We start from the raw sequence: 5,590 nt of genomic DNA, 5'->3' as shown, positions 1-5,590 counted from the left end.
CGCAGTCGCTGCTGCCTCTTCGGCCGCGGGAGCTTTCTGCTGCGCGGCAGTCGAACGGCGCCGGGTGGTCTTTTTCACCGGCGTCAGCACGGCGTCGGCTGGTGGTACAGCAGCGGCATCAACCGTCTCGACGGCGGCGGCCTTCTCTGGCGCGGTGGCCGCGGGCTCGACGGCGGTTGGCGCCCCGCTGGGGCTACCTGCCTTGCGGGTGGTCCGGCGCCGGGCGGGTGCCTTCGCTGGCTCCGCTGCAGCAGCTTCTGCGTCAGATCCGGAATCGGCCCCGGTGGGGGGCGTGGTGGGCGCATCGGGGAGCACGATATCGCTGGTGGCGGCCTTACGGCTCCGAGTGGCACGACGCTTCGGCGCAGCGGCCGGTTCTGCCGGTTCTGCGGTAGCCGAGGCGGCGTCGTCGGCTACTGGATCCGCTTTTTTGCGTCGGGTCCTCGTGGCCTTCTTCACTGGAACATCGGGGTGCTCCTGCGCAGCATCCTGGACCTGGCCGGTCGAATCCTGGCCGGTGGGATTCTGCTCTGTGGGATTCTGCTCTGTCGGGTTCTGCTGAGTATCCATATGGTGTTTTGCTCCAGCCCCTGCGGCGTCGGCCACATTCCGACGCCCCCGGGGGCAGTATGTCGGTTGTTCGCGGACCTTGGCGCCTCGCGTCTACCGGAAGTCGTCTAAGTGAGCTTCGAGGTCGCACCATCCGTGGGGTGCGGCATCACTCGAAGACCAGTGGCGCTTTTCCTTATCCGCTGCTTTCCCAACGGTTGGCCTGCACAGCGGATTCTCGGCATCCCATCCGTACGGATGTTTTCACGATGCGCTCAGAAGCGTCGCCGGCGAAGCCGGAAGCCTGTCACTGGACCGGCCGGGGAATGTGGTTCCCCTGCCAGCCACGTTCATTGTCTCACAGACTATTTCAGGCGCCCGGCTTTTGGTATCCGACTTTCTGGGCTGACTCGATCAGAGCTTGGGCAGCTGCCCGGTGACTGGTGCGTCCTGTCCCTGGAGGGGACGGGCGACCGGCACCCTGGTACCCAGTACCTGCTCGACGACATCCTGGGCCACCTTGCGCGCGGTCAGCCCAACCCGTTCCAGCACTTCGCTGCGTGTACCGTGGTCGAGGAACTCGACGGGCAACCCCACCTCGTTCAACGCAGTATCCACACCGACGGCGCGCATTTCCTGCCGGATCCGTGACCCAACCCCGCCAGCCCGCACGCCATCCTCAATCACAATGACGATCCGGTGTTCGGCGGCCATCCTGATCACTGATTGGCGCACCGGGAGCACCCAGCGTGGATCAATCACGGTCGAGCTGATCCCCTGGGCACCCAACCGGTTGGACACGTCGAGGGCCAGTTCGCTCATCGCGCCGACGCTGACAATCAGGACATCGTTGTTGTTGGACCCCGCTGGGCGGCGGGACAGCACCTCGACGCCGTCGTCGAGCCGTTCAATCGCGTGCACCTCGGCGCCCACAGCGCCCTTCGAGTAGCGCACCACGCTCGGCGCGTCACCAATAGCGACGGCCTCCCTGAGTTCCTCACGCAGCCTGGTGGCATCCCGTGGAGCGGCCAGGTGCAATCCGGGGATGATCTGCAGCATCGCCATATCCCACATCCCGTGATGGCTGGCGCCGTCGGGGCCGGTGACGCCCGAGCGGTCCAAAACTACTGTCACCCCGGCTTTGTGCAGGGCAACATCCATGAGCAATTGATCGAATCCGCGCCCCAGGAACGTCGCGTACAGCGCCACGACCGGATGCAACCCACCAAAAGCCATGCCCGCGGCGCTGGTGAGGGCGTGCTGCTCGGCGATCCCGACGTCGAACACGCGTTCGGGGTACTTCTCAGCGAACTTGTGGAGCCCAACGGGAATGAGCATGGCGCCGGTGATACCGACAATGTCCGTGCGCTCGTCGGCCAGGGCCGCGATTTCGTCGGCGAACACACTGGTCCAGGACTGTGGTCCAGCTGCCCCGACGGGCTGGCCGGTCTCTGGGTCAATGACGCCTACCGCATGGAACTGGTCAGCTTCGTGGGCCCGGGCCGGCGCGTAGCCATACCCTTTTTCGGTGATCGCGTGCACGATCACCGGACCCTCGTAGTTGCGTGCCTGATGGAGCGCATGCTCGACGGCTGACATATCGTGGCCGTCGATGGGCCCGATGTATTTCATTCCGAGGTCTTCAAACAACCCCTGGGGCGCCCACCAGTCCTTGATGCCCTTCTTGGTGGCGTGCAGGCTCTTGTAGGTGAACCGGCCTAGCGGCCCGCCGTTCTGGAGGCGACGCTTGGACCAGTCGAGAGTGCCCTCATAGACGCGGTGGGTACGGACCGTGTCCAGGGTGGGACGCAGGGACGCCAGATAGTCGGCCACTCCCCCGATGGTCGGTGCGTAGGACCTGCCGTTGTCGTTGACGACGATCACTACGCGGCGCCGCTTGTCGGCGGCGATGTTGTTGATGGCTTCCCAAGCCATACCGCCGGTCAGGGCGCCGTCACCGACCATGACCACCGTGTAGCGGTCGCCCTCGCCAGCGAGGACCCGGGCGCGGGAAATTCCGTCAGCCCAGGACAGGGAGGATGAGGCGTGGGAGCTTTCGACGACGTCGTGCTCGGATTCGGCCCGCGAGGGGTATCCGGAGAGTCCGCCCTGTTGGCGCAGCGTGCTGAAATCCTGGCGCCCGGTGAGCAGTTTATGCACATAGGACTGGTGACCGGTGTCGAAGATCATCGAGTCACGCGGGGAATCAAAGACCCGGTGCATGCCAAGGGTCAATTCAACGACCCCCAGGTTAGGGCCGAGGTGCCCTCCCGTCCGGGAGACGTTCGTGATGAGGAAGTCACGAATTTCACCTGCCAGTCGCTCCAACTGGTCGCTGGTGAGCCGGCTGAGATCCTGAGGGTGGCGGATGGTTTCCAAGAGTCCCATCGGTGCCTCCTTGTATTTGTCATTCCCGCTGGACCTACGCCTGCGGGTCATTAACTCTAACGCGGGTTGGCTGTGAGCTGTCGCAACACATAGTGAAGGATTCCACCGTTGCGGTAGTAGTCGGCTTCCCCCGGAGTGTCGATACGCAGCACCGCGTCGAACGTGATCGTGTCGCCATCCTCCTCCGGCACGGCACTGACTCGGACCGTTTCCGGGGTCCTGCCCTCGTTGAGCGCCGTCACCCCTGCGACGGCGAAGGTCTCGGTGCCGGTAAGGCCCAGGGTTGCTGCACTCTGCCCCGCCGGGAATTGCAGCGGGAGCACCCCCATGCCGATCAGGTTGGACCGGTGGATCCGCTCGAAGCTCTCGGCAATTACCGCACGGACGCCCAACAGTGCGGTGCCTTTCGCCGCCCAGTCACGGGATGAGCCGGAACCGTATTCTTTTCCGGCCAGAACCACCAGGGGGATATTGGCTGCCTGATAGTTCACGGCTGCGTCGTAGATGTAGGTCTGGGGGCCGCCGGTCTGGGTGAAGTCCCGCGTGAATCCCCCCTGGACCCCCTGCAACAGGGTGTTGCGCAGCCTGATGTTGGCGAAGGTGCCGCGAATCATCACCTCGTGGTTGCCTCGGCGGGACCCATAGGAATTGAAGTCCTTCCGGTTCACCCCGTGTTCGAGCAGGTAGCGTCCGGCGGGGCTATCCGCCCTGAAGGATCCGGCCGGGCTGATGTGGTCGGTGGTCACCGAATCACCGAGCGCGGCGAGCACTCGTGCGCCCGTAACGTCGGCGACCGGGTCCGGCGTCGCCTGCATCCCCTCGAAGTACGGGGGCTTCCGGACGTAGGTGGAGTCTGCATTCCAGGCGAAAGTGCTTCCGTGGGGGGTGTCGAGTGCTTTCCACCGGTGGTCGCCGTCGAACACTCCCTCGTAGCCTCTGTCGAACATTTCCCGGTCGATTGAGGAGTCAATGGTTTGCTGGATTTCCGCCGGGGCGGGCCAGATGTCCCGCAGGAAGATGTTGGTGCCCTCCCGGTCCTGTCCCAGGGGGTCGGACTCGAAGTCGAAGTCCATGGTGCCGGCGAGGGCGTAGGCAATCACCAGCGGCGGTGAAGCGAGGTAATTCATCACCACGTCAGGATTGATCCGGCCCTCAAAGTTGCGGTTCCCCGAGAGCACCGCTGTTACCGCCAGGCCATTGGCCTGAATCGCCGCAGCAATCTCTTCGTCAAGGGGACCCGAGTTTCCAATGCACGTGGCACAGCCGTATCCCACCACGTAGAATCCCAGCTTTTCGAGGTAGGGGGTCAACCCTGATTTGTCGTAGTAGTCGGTGACCACTCTGGAGCCGGGAGCAAGCGAGGTCTTCACCCAGGGTTTCGCGGTGAGTCCGCGGTCCACCGCGTTGCGTGCCAGCAGCGCAGCGGCCAGCATCACGGATGGGTTGGACGTGTTGGTGCAGGAGGTGATCGACGCTATAGTGACGGCGCCGTGGTCCAGCTCGAACGCCCGGCCATCCGGCATGGTGACCTGGACTGCGTTTGATGGCCGGCCCATTACGCGTGAGCGCCCTGCATGCCTCACCGTGGAGGTCATCGCGGGGACGTCCGAGGCGGGGAAGGATTCCTCGAGCGCCTCGTCGAGCGCTGCGTCGTCCACCGAGTTGACGTAATGGTGGATGTCCTTCCGGAACTGGTCTTTGGCGCGCGTCAGGTCGATCCGGTCCTGGGGGCGCTTCGGGCCGGCGAGTGAGGGCACCACGGTTGAGAGGTCGAGTTCCAGGTATTCGGAGAACCGGGTGACCCGCGATGGGTCGTGCCAGAGGCCCTGTTCCCTGGCGTAGGCCTCAACCAGTGCCAGGTTCTCCTCCGAGCGGCCGGTCAGCCGCAGGTAGTCCATGGTGACTTCATCGATCGGGAACATGGCAGCGGTGGAGCCGAACTCCGGGCTCATGTTGCCGATGGTGGCCCGGTTGGCCAGGGGCACAGCGCTGACGCCTTCGCCGTAGAACTCGACGAACTTGCCAACGACGCCGTGCTTGCGCAGCTTCTCGGTGATGGTGAGCACGACGTCGGTCGCGGTGGCGCCGGCGGGGATCTCACCGGTGAGCTTGAAGCCCACCACCCGAGGGATCAGCATGGAGACGGGCTGGCCCAGCATGGCAGCCTCGGCTTCGATGCCGCCGACCCCCCAGCCGAGCACGCCGAGCCCGTTGACCATGGTGGTGTGCGAGTCGGTGCCGACGCAGGTGTCGGGGTAGGCCTGCAGGGCGGTGGTGCCGTCGGTGGTGACCTCACGGGTCATCACCGTGCGGGCCAGGTACTCAAGGTTGACCTGGTGGACAATACCCATGCCGGGCGGCACCACCAGGAAGTCATCGAACGCGGTCTGACCCCAGCGCAGGAACTGGTACCGCTCGCCGTTGCGCTGGTACTCGATCTCGATGTTGCGCTCGAGTGCGTTGGCGTTGCCGGCGAAGTCGATCTGCACCGAGTGGTCAATGACCAGTTCGGCCGGCGCCAGCGGGTTGACGCGCTTGGGGTCTCCACCGAGTTCGACGACTGCCTCGCGCATGGTGGCGAGGTCGACGACGCAGGGCACACCGGTGAAGTCCTGCATGATCACGCGGGCCGGGGTGAACTGGATCTCGGTGT

The 5,590-nt window shown here is 64.8% G+C and carries 2 protein-coding genes and 1 pseudogene; all 3 read right to left on the bottom strand.

The features are described 5' to 3' along the window. A pseudogene (locus tag K728_RS0116000) lies at positions 1–570 on the bottom strand (hypothetical protein); the annotation flags it as partial. 393 nt (positions 571–963) lie between these two features. After that, entirely contained in the window at positions 964–2,937 is a 1,974-nt protein-coding gene (dxs, locus tag K728_RS0115995; protein ID WP_024477327.1) for a 1-deoxy-D-xylulose-5-phosphate synthase, read from the bottom strand. Positions 2,938–2,993: 56 nt separating this feature from the next. After that, positions 2,994–5,590, bottom strand: a 2,597-nt coding sequence (gene acnA, locus K728_RS0115990; protein ID WP_024477326.1) for an aconitate hydratase AcnA, incomplete at its 5' end; no start/stop codon positions are given.

The sequence above is a fragment of the Arthrobacter sp. CAL618 genome (assembly GCF_000468215.1).
Taxonomy (GTDB): domain Bacteria; phylum Actinomycetota; class Actinomycetes; order Actinomycetales; family Micrococcaceae; genus Arthrobacter_D.
Note: the sequence above shows the minus strand (reverse complement) of the source record. Positions and strands in the feature narration are given on the sequence as shown.